At 74.2% G+C, this 16,322-nt stretch carries 8 protein-coding genes; all 8 read left to right on the plus strand.

Annotated features, from left to right (window positions below):
• The first annotated feature begins 216 nt into the window (after positions 1–216).
• The 8 genes from CW362_RS12315 (at position 217) to CW362_RS12350 (ending at position 16,303) form a co-directional block, all read left to right on the plus strand.
• Complete coding sequence (locus CW362_RS12315) at positions 217–3,945, plus strand: FHA domain-containing protein (RefSeq protein WP_103549450.1); 3,729 nt, start codon at positions 217–219, stop codon at positions 3,943–3,945.
• 290 nt (positions 3,946–4,235) lie between these two features.
• Complete coding sequence (locus CW362_RS12320; RefSeq protein WP_103549451.1) at positions 4,236–5,642, plus strand: ABC transporter substrate-binding protein; 1,407 nt, start codon at positions 4,236–4,238, stop codon at positions 5,640–5,642.
• 7 nt (positions 5,643–5,649) lie between these two features.
• Positions 5,650–6,990, plus strand: a complete 1,341-nt coding sequence (locus CW362_RS12325; protein ID WP_206300938.1) for a carbohydrate ABC transporter permease — start codon at positions 5,650–5,652, stop codon at positions 6,988–6,990.
• The gene (locus tag CW362_RS12330; RefSeq protein WP_103549452.1) at positions 6,987–7,898 is read left to right on the plus strand and encodes a carbohydrate ABC transporter permease; all 912 of its coding nucleotides are present in this window, start codon (positions 6,987–6,989) and stop codon (positions 7,896–7,898) included. Before CW362_RS12325 ends, CW362_RS12330 begins: the two co-directional genes overlap by 4 nt.
• Before the next feature lie 152 nt (positions 7,899–8,050).
• The gene (locus CW362_RS12335; RefSeq protein WP_103549453.1) at positions 8,051–10,333 is read left to right on the plus strand and encodes a bifunctional glycosyltransferase/CDP-glycerol:glycerophosphate glycerophosphotransferase; all 2,283 of its coding nucleotides are present in this window, start codon (positions 8,051–8,053) and stop codon (positions 10,331–10,333) included.
• Between the two features lie 123 nt (positions 10,334–10,456).
• The gene (locus tag CW362_RS12340; protein ID WP_103549454.1) at positions 10,457–12,616 is read left to right on the plus strand and encodes a bifunctional glycosyltransferase/CDP-glycerol:glycerophosphate glycerophosphotransferase; all 2,160 of its coding nucleotides are present in this window, start codon (positions 10,457–10,459) and stop codon (positions 12,614–12,616) included.
• Position 12,617: 1 nt separating this feature from the next.
• Positions 12,618–14,828: a bifunctional glycosyltransferase/CDP-glycerol:glycerophosphate glycerophosphotransferase gene (locus CW362_RS12345; RefSeq protein ID WP_103549455.1), complete on the plus strand. Its 2,211-nt coding sequence runs from the start codon at positions 12,618–12,620 to the stop codon at positions 14,826–14,828.
• 218 nt (positions 14,829–15,046) lie between these two features.
• Complete coding sequence (locus CW362_RS12350; protein ID WP_103549485.1) at positions 15,047–16,303, plus strand: hypothetical protein; 1,257 nt, start codon at positions 15,047–15,049, stop codon at positions 16,301–16,303.
• Positions 16,304–16,322 lie beyond the last annotated feature (19 nt).

Here is a 16,322-nt window from a genome sequence, read left to right on the forward strand (position 1 = left end):
ACATCGAGCGGGCACTGGCCAGGAACTTTTACGGGCAGAGCCGACCAATCAAGATCACTTACGGGTGGGGAGCGGGCGCGTTGTCTGCGGCAGGTGCGAGGATGCCTCCAGTTACTGGCCGACGTGCCCGTGTGCGGTGGGGGGAGCTGCGGTGGGGGACCGCAGCACAGCCTCGTCCCCGTCGCGGACACCCGCGCGGAGGGATCCCTGACGGCGATGCAGATCCGGCTGACCGTCGTAGACCCGCTGGGCCCGCCCCCGGAGCCGCGGGGGCGGGCCACTGCCTGCGATGTGCTGGTCACCGCGCCCGCCGGGACGGCGCTGGCCGCGGTCGCGTCGGGACTGGCCGCGGCGGTCGGGGGCGGGGGCGCCTCCCAGGGCGAGCGGGGCCGTGAGTCCGGCGGGGGCCAGATCGTGCTCTACGCGGGCGCGGAGCGGCTCGACGCCCAGCGCTGCACCCTCGGCGAACCGCCGCTGACCGACGGCGCCGTGCTCTGTCTGGGCGCGCCCGCCGAACCCGGTCCCGACCTGGACGACGTCTCGGCCCAGCTCCACGTGGTCGCGGGCCCCGACGCCGGCGGCGTGCACCTGCTGCACGGCGGCCAGATCCGCATCGGCCGCTCCGCGGACGCCGACGTGCCCCTGGACGACCCCGACGTGTCCCGCCTGCACTGCGCGGTCACCGTCACCCCCGAGGGCCGCGTCTCGGTCGCCGACATCGGGTCCACGAACGGCACGACGCTCGACGGCTCCCGCGTCGGCGGCCGGCCCGTCCCCTTCGGCGCGGGCGCGCTGCTGCGCGTCGGCGAGTCCGCCCTGCGGCTCGCCCTGCCGGGAGGCCCGGGCGCCGTGGAGACGGCTCCGGACGGCGAGGGCCACGTGAGGGTGCGGGCCGGATCGGCCGGGGACACCCCCTCCCGGACCGACGGACACGGTGACCCGGCCGCCGCGGGAACCGGCGCCCGGCGGGGCACGGTCCCCGCCGCCCGGGGCGGCCTCCCGGCGGCGGGCTCGCCGGACGGCTCCGCCGACGGACCGGACGCGGCCTCCTCCGCGCCGCCCGCGCCCCCGCAGGACACCCCGCACCCGCGCGGTGCCGTGCCCCACGCGCGCGGGCGGAGCGCCACCCTCTCGCAGGGCGGTGCCCCGCCGCCCGCGGGCGAGACGCACCACGCCTACGGGACCGCGGAGTGGGGGACCTCCGCCGGCGGCGTGCCCGGAGCGCTGGAGCACGGCCGGTCGGCGCCCCCAGCCGTTCCGGAGCAGGGCGGGGCGCCCCGGATCGAGAACGGACCGCGAGGCTCGGCGGCGGAGGGCCTCGGCCCCGGCGGGCCCGCGGACCAGGACGGCCCGGACGGGACGGGAGCCGCGGACGCGCCCGGCGTTCTCGGAGCGGGCGTCCCCGGCGCGCGCAAGGGCACGCCGGCGCGGGGCACGGACGTCCCTCCGGGAGTGCGCAGGCGGGGCGGGATCGGCGCGTGGGCCCGGCGTCTGGCCAGCGGCCGCGGAGGACCGGACCGGACCGCGCGCGAGGCGTACGAGGACGGGGCGCTCGCGGTGGAGGAGATGCTCCCCGCCGTGCGGCGCTCGCCCGAGAGCTGGCCCGACCCGGCGATCCTGCTGCTCACCGCGCTGGGACCCGGTCCCCGGCTGTGGGAGCGGGGACCGGGACACCCGGAGGCACTGACGGTACGGCTGGGCACGGCCGACCGGACGGCGCCGGACGGCTCGGGCCTGCTGCCCGCGGTGCCGGTGACCGCCGGGCTGCGGGAGGCCGGCTCGCTGGGCCTGGCCGGACCGCGGGCGCGCCTGTCGGGGCTGGCCCGCTCGGTCGTCGCGCAGCTCGCCGCGCTGCACTCCCCCGACACCCTGGAGATCGTCCTCATCAGCACCGAACGGACCCGCCCGGTGGAGGAGCGCACCGCCGAGTGGTCCTGGCTCGGCTGGCTCCCCCATCTGCGTCCCGCCCACGGCCAGGACTGCCGTCTGCTCCTCGCGTACGACCGCGAACAGGCGGCGGCGCGCACGGACGAACTCCTGCGCCGCCTGGAGGACAGCCTGGAGGCGGAGGGCGGGCCGCACGGCCGTGGCCCGCTGCCCGCGGGCGCCGGTGCCACGGTTCCGGCCGCCCGCTCCGGGAGGCACGACGACGCCGGACACGGCGAACGCCCCGCCCCGTCCGGCGGGGGCGGCTCGCGGGGCACGGCACGGAGGCCGGCCTGGGCGCGGACCGACGACACGGACGACGGTCACGACGGCCCGTCCACGGTGGTGATCGTGGACGGGGACCCCGGGAGCTCCGACCTGCGGGAGGCCGTGGCCCGCCTCGCGCGGGAGGGCTCGCGGGCCGGGATCCATCTGGTGTGCCTCGCCGAGACCGCCGCCGCCTCCCCCGCTTCACCGGTGACGGAGACCTACGAGGCGGCGTGCGCGGCGTCGCCGGCGTTCCGCGAGTGCGGGGCGGTGGCGCTGCTGAGCGGTGACGTGGCCACGGCGCTGCGGCTGATGCGGGTGGCACCGGGCGGCGGCGAACGCGAGGGGGCGCCGCGGTCCGGTTCCTCTCCCGCCGGCTTCCGGCCCGGCGGCCCCGGTGACGCGGGGGCCGCCCGCACCGGCGTCCCGCGCCCCGCGGCCGGGCAGCTCCCCCGGGGGCCCGTGGGACACGGCACGGTCGCCGCCGTGGACGCCGTGTCCCACGCCTGGGCCGAGCGCTTCGCCCGGTCCCTCGCGCCGCTGCGGACGGACTCCGCGCCCGGGGACCGGCACACGCGCGTGTCGGCGCCCCTGCCCCAGACGGCGCGGCTGCTCGACGAGCTGGGACTGGCGCGGGCCACCCCCGCCTCCCTGATGGCGCGTTGGGCGGACGCCGCGGACGACAGCGAGGCGTTCGGCGGACGGACGCGGGCGGTGCTCGGCGCGGGCCCGCGCGGACCCGTCGCCGTCGACCTGTCCGTCGAGGGCCCGCACCTGCTGATCGAGGGCCCGCCGGGCAGCGGCCGTACGGAACTGCTGCGCTCGGTCGCCGCGTCGCTCGCCGCCGCCGAGCGGCCCGACCGGCTCGGGATCGTCCTGATGGACGGACGCGACGCGACGGCGGGCCAGAACGCGGCGGGCGGCGGGGAAGGACTCCAGGTCTGCACCGACCTGCCGCACGTCACCACGCACCTCACGGCCAACGACCCCGTCCGGATGCGGGAGTTCGCCCAGTCGCTGAGTGCCGAGCTGAAGCGGCGCTCCGAACTGCTGGGCCGTCTCGGCTTCGCGGAGTGGCACGCCGGGCGGACGGTCCCCGGCCGGATCGTGGCCCAGCGCTCGGGCGGGACCTCGTCCCTGGGCGCCTCGTCCCTGGGCGCCTCGGACCTCGACACGCCGCCCAGTTCGACGCTGCGGCTGCGCCCCGCCGCGGCACGGCAGCGGACCGAGCCGGGGCCGCCGCTGGCCCGGCTGGTCGTGGTGGTCGACGATCTGGACGCCCTGCTGACACCGCCGCTGGGGTCGCCGGGCCGCCCGGCGGCCGGTTCGGTCGTACGGGCGCTGGAGGCCGTCGTCCGGGAAGGGGACCGGCTCGGGGTGCACCTCGTGGCGGCGTCCGGCGCTGGCGGCCGTACCGCCGCGTCGGAACTGGCGCGCTCCGCCGCGTTGCGCGTCACCCTCGACGCCCCGTCGCCCGGACCCGAGGAGCCCGCCCCCGGGCGGGGCCGCCTGCTGCGTCCGGACGGCCGGGAGACGCCGTTCCAGGGCGGGCGGGTCACGGGCCGCATCCCCCGGACGGCGACGCTGCGCCCCACGGTCGTCCCCCTGGAATGGCACCGCATGGGCGACCCGCCGGCCCGCCGGCCGGTCCGCGAGCTGGGCAACGGACCCACGGACCTGGCCCTGCTCGCCAGCGCCCTGGAGCGGGCCGCGCGTTCCGTCTCCGCGGCCGAGATGCCCTCGCTGCTGTAGCCCGCGCGTCACGGTGCCGGCGCCGTTCCCGTCCCTTCGCGGCGGAGCGGCGCCGGCACCCGCGCGTCACCGTCCTCGGAACCCGGCGTCGTGCGCGCGAACGGGCCGCCCGCCGAGCCCCGCCGACGGACCCGGCACACCCCGATTCACGTGACTGGACGTCACGACCCAATCACGATCGCGTACTTGACAGCCCCGGCGGTCTTGCCGCCCGTGAAGGACCAGGCGTAGACCGGAGTGATCGGGACACTCGCTTTGGCGTTCGACGACGAGCGAAGAACGGGGCAGTGATGCGCAGCAATCCTCGTGTACGCAGGTCTTCCAGTCACTCCGGGCGCCGCTCGCGCAGAGCCGTGCGGGCCGCCGCGGCCGCCGTCGTCGCGGGTGCCCTGGCACTCACCGCGTGCGGTGGCGACGGCGACAAGGGCAAGGGCGACGACGACGGCAAGGGCGCGCAGAACGGCGGTGCCGGCTCCGTGGCCCTGCCCGAGCTGGACGGGGCCACCCTGGAGGTCGCCGCCGTGTGGACCGGGGCGGAACAGGCCAACTTCAAGAAGGTGCTGGCGGAGTTCGAGAAGCGCACGGGCGCGAAGGTCACCTTCGTACCGGCGCAGGACCCGATCATCAACTTCCTCGGCTCGAAGATCGCGGGCGGCGCTCCCCCGGACGTGGCGCTGCTCCCCCAGGTCGGTGCGGTGAAGCAGGCCGTCGACAAGGGCTGGGCCAAGCCCGTAGGGCCGGACGCGCAGGCGCAGTTGACGAAGAACTACGCGCAGGGCTGGCAGGACCTCGGCAAGGTCGGCGGCAAGCAGTACGCCGTGTACTACAAGGCCGCCAACAAGTCCCTGGTCTGGTACAACGCCAAGGTCTTCGAGAACGCGGGGGCCAAGGAGCCGGGCACCTGGAAGGAGTTCCTGGCGACCGCGCGCACGGTGTACGACTCCGGGGTCACCCCCGTCTCGGTCGGCGGTGCCGACGGCTGGACGCTCACCGACTGGTTCGAGAACGTCTACCTCTCCCAGGCGGGCCCCGAGAAGTACGACCGGCTCGCCCGGCACGAGATCAAGTGGACGGATCCGTCCGTGAAGGACGCGCTGACCACGCTGGCCCAGCTGTGGGGCGACAAGAACCTCGTCGCGGGCGGCCCGGACGGAGCGCTCCAGACGGAGTTCCCGGCCTCGGTCACCCAGACGTTCACCGGCGGCGACCAGCCGAAGGCGGGCATGGTCTTCGAGGGCGACTTCGTGGGCGTCAACATCGCGGAGACCAAGGCGAAGATCGGGACGGACGCGAAGGTGTTCCCGTTCCCGGCGGTCGGCGACAAGGCACCGGTGGTCAGCGGCGGTGACGCGGCCGTCGTCCTGAAGGACTCGAAGGCGGCCCAGGCGCTGCTGACCTTCCTCGCCTCGCCCGACGCGGCGACGATCCAGGCGAAGCTCGGCGGCTACCTCTCCCCCAACAAGAACGTGGCCGACTCCGCCTACCCGAACGCCGTGCAGCGGGCCATCGCCAAGGCCCTGATCGCGGCCGGCGACGACTTCCGCTTCGACATGTCCGACCAGGCCCCGCAGGCCTTCGGCGGGACGCCCGGCAAGGGCGAGTGGAAGGACCTACAGGACTTCCTGAAGAACCCGAAGGACGTGGCGGGAGCGCAGGCGAAGCTCGAAGCGGACGCCGCAGCGGCCTACAAGGGCTGATCCGGCCATGACGTCGGCGACGGCCGGGGGCACCGCACCGGTGCCCCCGGCCCGTACACGCAAGAGCGTGACCGGCACCCGCAAGGCGGTGGTGGCGCTGTTCCTGCTGCCCGCCCTGGTGCTGCTCGGCGCGCTCGTGGTCTACCCGATCGGGTACTCGGTCGTGCGCAGCTTCTACGACCAACAGGGCGACGGGTTCGCCGGGTTCGACAACTACAGGGCGCTGTTCACCGACGACGGCATCCGCACCGCGCTCAAGAACAACGTCATCTGGGTGGTGTTCGCCCCGACGGTCGCGACCGCGCTCGGGCTGGTCTTCGCGGTGCTCACCGAACGGGTGCGCTGGGGAACGGCGTTCAAGCTGGTCGTCTTCATGCCGATGACGATCTCGATGCTCGCGGCCGGCATCATCTTCCGGCTGGTGTACGACCAGGACCCGGACAAGGGCGTCGCGAACGCGGTCTGGGTGGGGGTGCACGACACCTTCGCCCCGTCGTCGGCGTTCCCCAAGGCCCACCCCGGCCGGCGGTCGCCGCTCGTGGCCGACAAGGGCGGCTTCATCACCCGGGACCCCGTGCACGCCGGGCAGTCCGTCACCCTGCCGCTGGTGGGCGTCGCCCCGGACGTGATGCCGGACGGCGCGGGGAAGGCCGTCCAGGCGGCCACCGACCCGGGCAGGGTCACCGGCACGGCCTGGCAGGACTTCACCCGCGGCAAGGGAGTGGGCACGCTCGGCCGGGTCGATCCGAGCGAACTGGGCTACTCCGGGATGCGGATCGAGGCGGTCAAGGACGGCGAGGTCGTCGACTCGACGAAGGCCGGCGCCGACGGCACGTTCACGCTCTCGGGCAAGGCGGACGGAGCGCGGCTGCGGCTCCCGGCGAGCAACTTCGCGGAGCCGTACAACGGGGTCGACTGGCTGGGCCCGTCCCTGGTCACCCCGGCCGTCATCGGCAGTTACGTCTGGATGTGGGCGGGCTTCGCGATGGTGCTGATCGCCGCCGGACTGGCGGGCGTGCCGCGCGAGCTCCTGGAGGCCGCGCGGGTCGACGGGGCGAACGAGTGGCAGGTGTTCCGCCGGGTCACCGTGCCGCTGCTCGCGCCGGTGCTCGCGGTCGTCGCCGTGACCTTGATGATCAATGTGCTGAAGGTGTTCGACCTGGTGTTCATCATCGCGCCGGGCTCCTCCCAGGACGACGCGAACGTGCTGGCCCTGGAGCTGTACCGCAAGGGCTTCTCGGAGGGCCGCCCGGGTGTCGCGAGCGCCATCGCGGTGTTCCTGCTCCTGCTCGTGATCCCGGTGATGGCCTTCAACGTGAGGCGGCTCAGGCGGGAGGTACGGCGATGACCACGCATGCCGGACGGCTGGCGAAGACCGCGCCCGCCACGACCGTGAACAGGACCCGGCCCTCGCTCGGTTCACGGATCGCGAGCGGGGTCGGCGGCGGCGTCGTGCGCGTCTTCCTGCTGCTCGTCGGCCTGTTCTGGCTGGTGCCGACGATCGGGCTGCTGCTGTCCTCGCTGCGCAGTCCCGAGGACATGAACGGCAGCGGCTGGTGGAAGGTGTTCACCGCGCCCTCGCAGCTCACCGTGGACAACTACCAGAAGCTGCTGGAGAACGGCGACATCACGAACTCGCTGCTCAACACGGTGCTCATCACGGTCCCGGCGACCGTGCTGGTCGTCGTGATCGGCTCGCTGGCGGGCTACGCCTTCGCCTGGATGGAGTTCCCGGGCCGCGACTGGTGGTTCCTCGGCGTGGTCGGACTGCTGGTCGTGCCGGTGCAGGTGGCCCTGATCCCGATCGCCGAACTCTTCGGGAAGATCGGCGTCTTCGGGTCGATCACCGGCGTGGTCCTCTTCCACGTCGGGTACGGACTGCCCTTCGCGGTGTTCCTGCTGCGGAACTTCTTCGCGGAGATCCCGAGGGAGCTCCTGGAGGCGGCCCGGCTGGACGGCGCGGGTGAACTGCGCCTGTTCGCACGGGTCGTGATGCCGCTCGGCGGTCCCGCGATCGCATCGCTGGGGATCTTCCAGTTCCTGTGGGTGTGGAACGACATGCTGGTCGCGCTGGTGTTCTCCGACTCGGGGAGCCAGCCGATCACGGTCGCGCTCCAGACGCAGGTACGCCAGTTCGGCAACAACATCGACGTTCTGGCGCCGGGCGCCTTCATCTCGATGGTGGTCCCGCTGGCCGTCTTCTTCGCGTTCCAGCGGCAGTTCGTGTCCGGAGTGATGGCCGGCGCGGTCAAATAGGCAGGTTCCGGGCGTATTTCGAGGGGCGGGCCGGACATCGGCCCGCCCCTCGCCGTTCACCCGGCATCCCCCGGATGCCACATCTGGCGTAACCAAGTCACCCCTTCGGCCGTTTCCGGGCAGGTATGCCCGCGCCGACCCATGGATGTCCCGTGCCCAGGTTCAGTGTCATCGTCCCCGCGTACAAGGTTCAGGCGTACCTGCACGAGTGTCTCGAATCCGTGCTCGGACAGTCCTTCCCGGACCTCGAACTCATCGCGGTCGACGACTGTTCCCCGGACGCCTGCGGGGCGGTCATCGACGAGTTCGCGGCCCGCGACGCCCGCGTGCTCGCCGTGCACCTGCCCGAGAACGCGGGACTCGGGCACGCCCGCAACGCCGGGCTCGAACGCGCCACCGGCGACTACCTGGTCTTCCTGGACGGCGACGACACCCTCACTCCGGACGCGCTGCGGGCCGTCGCCGACCGGCTGAAGGAGACCGGCGACCCGGACGTCCTGGTCTACGACTACGCCCGCACGTACTGGACGGGCGAGGCCGTCCGCAATCAGGTCGCGACACAGCTGACCGAGGAGGGCCCGGCGCCCTTCCGGCTGGAGGAGCGGCCCGGACTGCTGGGGCTGCTGATGGTGGTGTGGAACAAGGCCTACCGCCGGGAGTTCGTCGAGCGCGCGGGCTTCCGCTTCCCGCCCGGCTACTACGAGGACACGCCCTGGACGTATCCGGCGCTGATGTCCGCCGACACGATCGCGACCCTCGACCGGGTCTGCGTGCACTACCGCCAGCGGCGCCACGGCAGCATCCTCGGCACGAGCGGCCGGGGGCACTTCGACGTCTTCGAGCAGTACGACCGCCTCTTCGCGCACGTCGCCGCGCACCCGGAGCTGGACCGGTGGCGCCCGGTGCTGTTCCGGCGCATGCTCGACCACTTCGCCACGGTGTTCGTGAAGCGGGGCCGGCTGCCGCGCGCCGCCCGCGCCGAGTTCCTGCGCAGGGCCCGTGCGCACTACCGCCGTTACCGCGTCCCGGGCGCCCCGGCCACCGCGCGCACCCGGCTGCGGCACCTGATGATCGGCCTCGGCACGCACCGCACGTACCGGCTGCTCTCCCTCCTGTCGCGGATCCGCAGAAGAGCCGTGCGGCTCACCGCCCGGTCGCGGCACGCGCTGCGCGACGCGGCCCTCCGGTTCCACTACCGGCTGCAGCGGTGCCTCCCGCTGCGCGCCGACCGCGCCGTCTTCTCCAGCCACCGGGGCCGGGGCCACGGCTGCAACCCGGGGGCCCTGGAATCCGCGTTCCGCAGCTTCGCGCCGCACATCCGCACGTCGTGGATCGCGCACCCCGAGCACCGTCGCACGGTCCCGGACCGGGCCCGGCACGTGCGCCCCGGCACCGCGGCGTACTGGACGGCGCTCGCCCGCTCCAAGTACCTGGTGAACAACGTCGACTTCGACCGGCGGATGGTCAAGCGGCCCGGCCAGATCATGATCCAGACGCAGCACGGGACGCCGCTGAAGCGGATGGGCCTCGACCTCCAGGACCGTCCGGCCGCCGCGCACGGCACCGACTTCGCCGAACTGCTGCGCGGTGCGGACAAGTGGGACTACTGCCTGTCCGCCAACCGCCACTCCACCCTGGTCTGGGAGCGCGCCTTCCCCTCCTCGTACACGACGCTGGAGTACGGGCTGCCCCGCAACGACGTGTTCCAGCACGCGACCCCGGCGGACGTGGACCGGCTGCGCGCCTCGCTCGGCGTCCCCGCGGACGCCGTCGCCGTGCTGTACGCGCCGACGTACCGGGACTACCGGCGCGCCCAGCCGTACGCCCTGGACCTGGAGCGGGTGCTGGACCGGCTGGGCCCGGGCTTCGTCGTGCTGGCCCGCGCCCATCCCGCCCACACGGCTCCGCCCACGCGGACGGCGGGCGGCCGGGTCATCGACGTGTCCGGCCGCCCGGGCGTCGAGTCGCTGTGCCTCGCCTCGGACGTGCTGGTCACCGACTACTCGTCCCTGATGTTCGACTACGCGGTCCTGGACCGGCCGATCGTCGTCCTCGCGGACGACCGGGAGGCGTACGAGGCGGCCCGCGGCACCTACTTCGACCTGCACGCCTTCCCGCCGGGCGCCCTCGCGCACGGCGAGGACGAGCTGGTCGACGTCTTCACGACCGGGCGCTGGCGTGACGAGCGCTCGTCCCGGCTGCGGGCCGCGTTCCGCGAGCGGTTCTGCCCGTACGACGACGGGCGGGCCGCCGAACGGGTCGTCCGGCACGTGGTGCTGGGCGAGAGCGACCGCCTGCCGCCGTTCGTCCCGCTCGCCGAACGCCGCCCGGTCCCCCCGGCCGCGGCGGCCCTCGCGCGGGTGCCGGACCCCGAGCGGCCGCTCGGGAGCGTGCCGGCCCCGAACACCGCCGTCCCCCTGACCGAGACCCTCTGAACCGGAGCCCGCGTGCCCTCCAGCCCCTCGCGGCCCACACCCACCCGGCCCTCCACCTGGCGGCCGACCGGGCGCCCCGGCCGGTGAACCCCCCGTTCGGCGCCCCTTGAGAGAAAGAGCAGAATGCCCCGCTTCAGCGTCATCGTGTCCACCCTCGAAGCCGCCGGGCACCTGGCCCGCGCGCTGGACTCGGTCCTGGCCCAGTCCTTCGGCGACTTCGAGCTGATCCCGGTCTGCGCCGAGCCGGACTCCCCGGCCGCGGCGGTCGCCGCCGCGTACGCGGACCGGGACTCCCGGGTGGTTCCGGTCCATTCGCCGCCGTCGGGCGGGCTGAGCGCGGCGCGCAACGCGGGGATCGCGGCGGCGAAGGGCGCGTACCTGCTCTTCCTCGACGGCGGCGACGAGCTGGTGCCGGGCGCGCTGGACGCCCTGGACACGGGGATCCCGGCCGACACGGACGTCCTCTACTTCGGGCACCGGCGGGTGCACTGGTGGGAGGGCGAGCCCAGCACGCCCCCGCTCGACAAGGCCCCCGAGGTGCTGGGCGTGCACGTTCCGGCGTGGAGCGCCGCGTACCGCCGCGACTTCGTCGCCGAACGGGAACTCTCCTTCCCCGAGGGGCATTTCACGGACGAGGGCTGGGGCGGTCTGGTGACGGTGACGGCCGAACGGCCGGCCGTGCTGCGCACGGTCTGCGTACGGCACCGTCCGCGCCGCCAGGGCAGCCGCCTCAGCGCGCCGGGCGAGCACCACTTCGAACTCCTCGACCAGATCGAGCGGGTATTCGATCGAGCCTCGCGGCGGCCCCTGCCCGCGGCCCGGTCGAAGGCGCTGTTCGGCCAGCTCTTCTCCCTGGTCCTGAAGACGGCCGCGCACCCCGCCCGGGTACCCGCGGGCCGCCGCCGGGCCTTCTTCCGCCGGGCGGGCAGGCTTTACCGGCGGCACCGCCCGGCCGGGTTCCGGACCCCGGCCGGCAGCCTCGGCGTGCAGCACCGGCTGCTCGCGGCGGGCGCCTACGGCGCGTTCCGCGCACTGCGCGGCGCGAACCGGGCCGTCTCCGGTGTGCTGCGACGGGTGCCCCGCGCGAGGGGGCTGCGCACCCGCGCGTTCTACGCCCTCCAGCTACGCCGTCCCCTCGACGAGAACCTCGCGGTGTACTGCGCCTACTGGGGCCGGGGTTACGCCTGCAATCCGGCGGCCATCCACGCCAAGGCCCGTGAACTCGCCCCGCACGTCCGCTCGGTGTTCCTGGTCGAGCCGGAGGCGGTGGACGCGCTGCCGAAGGACGTTGAGCACGCGGTGATCGGCAGCAGGCGCGCCTGGGAGGTGCTGGCCCGCGCCAAGTACCTCGTCAACAACGCCAACTTCGCGGACGCGGTGGTGAAACGACCCGGCAGCGTGCACCTCCAGACCCAGCACGGCACACCGCTGAAGAGGATGGGCGTCGACCAGTCGACGTTCCCGGTGGTGGCCGCCGCGACCGGCAGTTTCACCAAGCTGCTGGCCCGGGTGGACCGCTGGGACTACAACCTCTCCTCCAACCGGCACTCCACCCAGATGTGGGAACGGGCCTTCCCCGGCGGCTACGAGGCCCTGGAGTACGGCTATCCGCGCAACGACGTCTACTGCACGGCGAGCGCCGAGGACGTGGCCCGGGTCCGCGAACGGCTCGGGGTGCCCGAGGGCCGGACGGCGCTGCTGTACGCGCCCACGCACCGCGACCACAGCAGCGGCTTCGAGTCCCGGCTCGACCTGGAGGCCTTCTGCGAGGCGATCGGCGAGCAGTTCGTCGTCCTGCTGCGCGCCCACTACTTCTACGACGAGGGCCGCGGGCGCGGCAGCGGACGGATCATCGACGTGACCGGGCACCGATCCTCCGAGGACGTCTGCCTGGCCGCCGACGCGCTGATCACGGACTACTCGTCGATCATGTTCGACTACGCCAACCTCGACCGCCCCGTCGTCGTGTACGCCGACGACTGGGAGGTCTACCGGGAGACCCGGGGCGTCTACTTCGACGTGCTGGAGGAACCGCCGGGCAAAGTGGCGCGCACCCCGGACGAGCTGGCCGCGCTGTTCACCGAGGGCTCCTGGGCGGACCCGGCCGCCGCCGCGCTGCGGGCCCGCTTCCGTGAGCGCTTCTGCCAGTTCGACGACGGCAGGGCCGCCGAGCGGGTCGTGCGCAGAGTGCTGCTGGGCGAGTCCCCCGAGACGATCCCGCCCGTCCTGCCGCTCGCCGAACGCGTCCCCGCGCCCGCCGCGTCCACCCTCGTAAGGAACTGACGTGCCCCGCTTCAGCATCATCGTCCCCGTCTTCAAGGTGCAGGGCTTTCTGCGCGAGTGTCTCGACTCGGTCCTGGAGCAGTCGTACCCGGACATCGAGGTCATCGCCGTCGACGACTGCTCCCCGGACGGCTGCGGCGCGATCCTCGACGAGTACGCGGCCCGCGATCCCCGGATGCGGGTGCTGCACCTGCCGGAGAACGTGGGGCTCGGCCGTGCCCGCAACGCCGGGATGCCGCTCGCTGGCGGGGACTACCTCCTCTTCCTCGACAGCGACGACACCCTCACCCCGGGCGCGCTGCGCGCCATGGCCGACCGCCTGGAGGAGACGTCCGACCCGGACGTGCTGGTCTTCGACTACGCGCGCACCTATTGGTGGGGCGGCACCCGCAGGAACGTGCTCGCGCGGGTCCTCGCGGAGGCGGGCGAGGGCACCTTCTCGGCGGCCGGGCACCCGGAGATCCTGGACCTGCTGATGGTGGTGTGGAACAAGGCCTACCGCCGCGCGTTCGTCGAACGGGAGGGCTTCGCCTTCCCGCCCGGGTACTACGAGGACACGCCCTGGACGTTCCCGGTGATGCTCAGCGCGGAGCGGATCGCCGCCCTGGACCGGATCTGTCTGGCCTACCGCCAGCGGCGCCAGGGCAACATCCTGTCCACCACCAGCCGCAAGCACTTCGACATCCACGACCAGTACGAGCGGGTCTTCGCGTTCATCGGCTCCAGACCGGAGCTGTCGCACTGGGGCCCGTACCTGCACCGCAAGATGGGCGAGCACTGCCTCGACATCCTCTCCAAGGAGGACCGGCTGCCCGAGGCGGACAAGGCCGAGTTCTTCCGGCTGACGGCCGCGCTCCTGCGCAAGCACGGGACCGGTCCCGTGCCGGCCGAACTGCGGCTGCTGGAGGGCGGTTTCACGCGCTACCGGGTGCGCCGGCAGGCGGCCCGCGCGGGCCGGGAACTCGGCCGGCGGGGGCAGCAGGCGCGCCGGGCCGTGGCCGCGCGGGTCAAGCACGGCTGGTCCGCGGCGCACGGGCACCGGCCGCTGGACCCGCATCTGGCGGTGTACTCGGCGTTCTCGCACCGGGGGGCCCTCGGCGATCCCGCCGCGGTGTACGCCGCGGCACGCGAACTCGCCCCGCACCTGCGCGGGGTGTGGGTGGTGCGCGACGAGGAGCAGGCGGCGCTGCTGCCGCCGGAGACCGAGTACGTCCTGCTCGACTCGCTGGCCTACCACCGTGTCACCGCGCGGGCCACGTACTTCGTGAACAACGTCAACTGGCCCGGCTCCCTGGTCAAGCGCCCCGGCAGCGTCCACATCCACACCCACCAGGGCACCCCGCTGAAGTACATGGCCGCGGACCTGCTGCACAAGCCGGGCGCGCGGCACGGCCTCGACGTTCCGCAGATGCTGCGCCGCGCCGACCGCTGGGACTACAGCCTGGTCGCCAACCGGCACTCGGAGCTGGTCTGGGAGCGCGCCTACCCCTGTCACTTCACCTCGCTGCGCAGCGGCAGCCCGCGCAACGACGTCCTGGTGCGGGCCCGGCCCGAGGAGGGGGCGGCGGCCCGTGCCCGCCTCGGGATCCCGGCCGGGAACCGGGTCGTGCTGTACGCGCCGACGCGCCGCGAGTACGTCCGCGGCGGGCATGCCGAGCGTCTGGACCTGGCCGCGTTCGCGGACGGCCTCGGCGCGGGCCACACCCTGGTCGTGCGGCTGCATCCCTCGCTCGCGGACGGTCCGGCGCGCGGGATGGGGCTGACCGAGCTGCACCGGCGCGGTGTCGTGGTCGACGCGACCGACGAACTCCGCGTCGAGGACGTGATGCTGGCCTCCGACGCCCTGGTGACCGACTACTCGGCCCTCATGTTCGACTACGCCAACCTCGACCGGCCGATCGTGCTCCTCGCCGACGACTGGGGCGCATACACGGCGAGCCGGGGCGCCTACTTCGACATCACGGCCGACGCGCCGGGTCATGTGGCACGGTCCCAGCCGGAGTTGGCGCGGCTGTTCGCCTCGGGGGCCTGGCGGGACGGGGAGTCGGAGCGGCTGCGGGCCGGGTTCCGTACGCGGTTCTGCGAGTTCGACGACGGCCGGGCCGCCGAGCGGGTGGTGCGGACGCTGATGCTCGGCGAGCGGCCCGTGTCGCCGGCCGCGGTCGTCCCGGTGCCCGCGCAGGCGGGCCACGACGTCCTGGCTGCCTCATGAGCGGCCCCGTGAACGGCCCCTCGGAGTGGTCCGCGGACGGACCCATGGACGGATCCACGGGCGGATCCGCGGGCGGGCCCGTGAAGAAGCCCGTGAACGGCACGGCGATCGGCACGACGGGCGGCACGGTGACCGGCTCCGGTGGCGTCCCCGGGGCCGCGCGTTCGCGCCGGTTCCGGCCGCGGGTCCCGCGCGCGCCGCGTTCGGCCCGCGCCCGGGTGATCCTGATCGCCGTCGTCTTCGCCGTCCTCCAGCTCGCCAACCCCGTCAGCCGGGACACCCCCGACACCAAGAACTACCTCTCGTACGCGCTGGACCTGCGCGGTGAGAGCAAGCAGCGGGCCGCCGCCCTGACGATCGACTACGTCTGCGCGGGCAAGGCGTCCGTCGCCCGGCGCAACCAGGCCGTCGACGTGGTGCGCTTCCACCGCGCGAGTCCGACCCGGCGGGTCGTCGCCGAGTGCCGGCGCGAGCAGTGGCGGGGCGTGTCCGCGCGGCTGGCGGCCGGGCGGACGGCGGGGCACATCGTGCCGTTCACGCCGCCCCGCTTCATGCGGATCTTCGAGGTGCGGCCGGGGTATCCGGTGTTCCTGGTGCCGTTCGTCACGCTGCTGGGGGTGACCTGGGGGCTGTGGGCCTCGGCCGTCGTCGTGACGGTGGCCGGGGGCGTGCTCGTCTTCCTCCTGCTGCGCACCCTGCGCGCCTCCACCGGCGCAGCCCTGACCGGACAGGTCCTCTACTACGTCCTGCCGTGCGGTACGACGGCGATGCGCCCGATGACCGAGGGCCTGATGATGGCCGTGACCCTGGCGGCGCTGTGGGGCTGCGCCCTGGTCCTGGAGGGCCGGGCACGGGCGGGGACCTGGCTGGTCGGCGGCTGTCTGGCGGTCCTCTTCACGGTGAAGCACTCGCAGGCGCTGTTCCTCGGGCTGTGCCTGGGCGCCGCCTGCGCGGTGCTCCTGGCGCGCCGGCGCCGGTGGGACGGGCCGCTGCGGACCCTCGGCGCGGTGGCGGGCTGCGGCGTCGCGGCCACCGTGCTGCTCGCGGGGGCGCTGCACTACCCGTCCCAGTCGGAGAGCGTGCAGGACCTGCTCACCGGGCATTACGCACGTCCGGACCGCGTCCATCCGTGGCCGGAGTTCCTCCATCTGGAGGCCGCCTTCTGGATCGAGTGGATCCGCCGCCAGTTGTGGGAGCCGCTGTTCCTCGCCTCGGTGGTGGCGGCCGGGTGGGGGGCGCTGCGCAGGCACCGCGCCTTCGCCGTCTTCCTGATCGCGGCGGCGGGCACCGGGGTGCTCAACCAGGCCGCGCACCCCGACATCACCGTCTGGGGCGGGCGGCTGATCGTGCTGCTGTGGCTGCTGCCGGCGGTGGGCCTCCCGCTGCTCCTGGACACGGTCGTCCGGCCGGGCTCCCGTGCGCTCGGCGGCCTGGTCCCGGGGCCCTCGCGTGGGGAGAGCGAGGTCGCCCGATGAGGTGATCCCGGGCTAGGCC

The organism is Streptomyces populi (genome assembly GCF_002911015.1).
Classification (GTDB): Bacteria; Actinomycetota; Actinomycetes; order Streptomycetales; family Streptomycetaceae; genus Streptomyces; species Streptomyces populi.

Bases quoted from the DNA above. Each gene is read 5' to 3' on its own strand.
- CW362_RS12315 (WP_103549450.1), top strand. From the start codon at position 217: ATGCAGATCCGGCTGACCGTCGTAGACCCGCTGGGCCCGCCCCCGGAG.
- CW362_RS12320 (WP_103549451.1), top strand. From the start codon at position 4,236: ATGCGCAGCAATCCTCGTGTACGCAGGTCTTCCAGTCACTCCGGGCGC.
- CW362_RS12325 (WP_206300938.1), top strand. From the start codon at position 5,650: ATGACGTCGGCGACGGCCGGGGGCACCGCACCGGTGCCCCCGGCCCGT.
- CW362_RS12330 (WP_103549452.1), top strand. From the start codon at position 6,987: ATGACCACGCATGCCGGACGGCTGGCGAAGACCGCGCCCGCCACGACC.
- CW362_RS12340 (WP_103549454.1), top strand. From the start codon at position 10,457: ATGCCCCGCTTCAGCGTCATCGTGTCCACCCTCGAAGCCGCCGGGCAC.